This window comes from Veillonella sp. (genome assembly GCF_019414865.1).
In the GTDB taxonomy this organism is placed as follows: domain Bacteria; phylum Bacillota; class Negativicutes; order Veillonellales; family Veillonellaceae; genus Veillonella.
In genome coordinates, this window is the sequence record NZ_DXLG01000176.1 from 1 (window position 1) to 2,445 (window position 2,445).

3 protein-coding genes are annotated in these 2,445 nt (G+C 39.5%); all 3 read right to left on the bottom strand.

Annotated elements, in window-relative coordinates:
* Nucleotides 1-315 (bottom strand): cation:dicarboxylate symporter family transporter (locus QZ334_RS07945; protein WP_295233466.1); only part of this gene is annotated, 315 nt, incomplete at its 3' end.
* 275 nt (nucleotides 316-590) lie between these two features.
* Nucleotides 591-1,319: a LutC/YkgG family protein gene (locus QZ334_RS07950; protein ID WP_005385194.1), complete on the bottom strand. Its 729-nt coding sequence runs from the start codon at nucleotides 1,317-1,319 to the stop codon at nucleotides 591-593.
* Nucleotides 1,319-2,445 (bottom strand): LUD domain-containing protein (locus tag QZ334_RS07955; RefSeq protein ID WP_295233469.1); only part of this gene is annotated, 1,127 nt, incomplete at its 5' end. The genes QZ334_RS07955 and QZ334_RS07950, both read right to left, overlap by 1 nt.

Genomic DNA, 2,445 nt, shown 5'->3' on the forward strand with positions numbered 1-2,445 from the left:
GATAGAAATAAATACAATAGGAATAACAAGCATACGGATCAAATCAATGAAGCCGCCCCCTACTAGAGAGAACCACTTAGTACTTTCCTTGATGTAAACCACTTTAGATGGATCATCTGGGAAGCCTGCAATGATTTGAACTGCAATACCGAGTACGGCACCAACAATAGTACCAATAATAACGAGATTACCAAAGGATGTGCCCTTGCGTTGCAATACATAAATACCGATTAACGCGAGCACAAATACTGCGATAATAGCGATACTTATTGGATTACTTAACATGAGGTAATCTGTAAAGAATGGAATATTCATAATACACCTCTTTAATTCATATCACAATAATAGGTTATGAATTAAGTATAGCATATATCGAAAATTTTACAAGTAAAATAATTCGAATTTTATAAGTTTATCTATGCAGAATCTGCAAGCCCCATAAACACCTTAATCTACATGGATGTACATATGGCTCTATAATTTCATGATTACTATACATCATAATAGAAAGCTAGGTATATAAAAAGGTGACCTTCGTAAGGAAGATCACCTTTAAAATTATTCAGTTATAGCTATACCTACCTAACGTATTAGCGATTAACCAAAACGTAAGTTACTTGGATAGGACCATGAGCACCATCTACAGTAACCAACTCAATATCAGCTGTACGGGATGGACCAGAAATCAAGCAGATATTTGTAGGGAATTTGGATGGATCGTTGTGATAACGTTCAGCCAAGTTTTCCATTGTTTGAGTCATACGTGGGTTGATTGTATCCGTGTACAATACAGCGATATGTGTAGTAGGCAACAAGCTAATAGCACGGCCAGATTCTTCACCAGACGCTTGTACTACAGTAGCAGTTTCAGCAATACCGCAGTATGGGAATGTAATACCGATATCTGCATTGGCAGTGTTGGAGATACATTCTTCACGGCCTTTAGCTGGGTCCCATTGGAAGTATGTACGAGTGCCGCCATTATTAGCTGCATCTTGTTCGAATAATTCTTTTAATTTATATTCATCTACTTCAGGAGTGCTTGGGAATACAACCTTACCATTGCCCCAATCTTCGATAGCTGCCAAAATTGTTTCACCTAATTTATCAGGTGTAGTTTCAACGAATTTTGTACCAACACGTTGACATTGTTCCTTAAACATTGTCAAAATTTGATCTTTATTCAAATCTTTGAACATAGTTTCTTGAGGACCATGGCTGTAATCAAAGTCCTCTACAAATGCAGGGCACATTTCTTGATCACGGCCTAATGCACGAGATAAACGTGCAATAAATTGTTTACGTTTAGCTTCATCCATTATTTTTTCTCCTTCTTCTTGTTCTTTTCATGTTCAGCATATAAGTCACGGAATTTCTTGAACTTCAATGTACCCATTTCTTTAGATTTAGTCCAGCCGTTCATAACTGGAATAGCTTGAGTCCATGTAGGCATATTGCCTTCTTTGTTACTGATCAAGTTCATACCGATAGCACCAGCTTTTGTACCAAGGTCGAATAATGTGGAGTTACCAAACATCTTAGCCGCTGCAGTGAAGATTGCTTCTTCTGCTTTCGGACGAGTTTTTTCGATGTCAGCCATAATATGACGGTGTTCCATCAATAATTCATGCAATGGAATAGCTACTGGACAGTTTTCTGTACATGCGCCGCACAATGTGGAAGCGTATGGAAGATCGCCTGCTACGTCGTAACCTTTGAACAATGGAGTCAATACAGCACCCATTGGACCTGGATATACGGAGCCATAACCGTGACCAGAGATGTGACGGTATACAGGACAGATATTCATACATGCACCACAACGGATACAACGTAACATTTCTTGGAATGTACCACCCAAGATACCGGAACGACCGTTATCGATAATGATGATATGAGTTTCTTCAGGACCGTCAGCTTCGCCAGCACGACCAGGACCAGTCATCATGGAGAAGTAGTTGGAAATTTTAGCACCTACTGCAGAGCGGTTCAACATTTCCATCATTACGTCAAGAGCTTTGAAGTCAGGAACGATACGTTCTGTACCTAAGAAGATTACTTGAGTCTTAGGAATGGAACTAGCCATACGACCGTTACCTTCGTTGGAAACGATTGTGCAAGTACCAGATGCAGCAACTGCAAAGTTACAACCATTAACGCCTACGTCAGCTTTCAAGAAGCGTTCACGTACATAACCACGTACGAAGTGAGTCATTTCAGTAGGGTTTTCTGTACCTGTATAGCCTAATTTTTCAGCAAAGATTTCGCGGATTTTATTACGTTCAAAGTGAAGGCCTGGTACTACGATGTGAGATGGTGGGCTCACTGCAGTTTGCAAAATGAATTCCGCCAAGTCAGTTTCGTTTACTTCAATACCAGCTTCTTCAAGAACTTCGTTCAAACCAATTTCTTCAGTTAAGATAGTTTTGGATTTAACGATCATTT

What these genes read in the sequence shown, in the direction of transcription:
- QZ334_RS07950 (WP_005385194.1), bottom strand. Translation starts at nt 1,319, where the DNA reads ATGGATGAAGCTAAACGTAAACAATTTATTGCACGTTTATCTCGTGCA.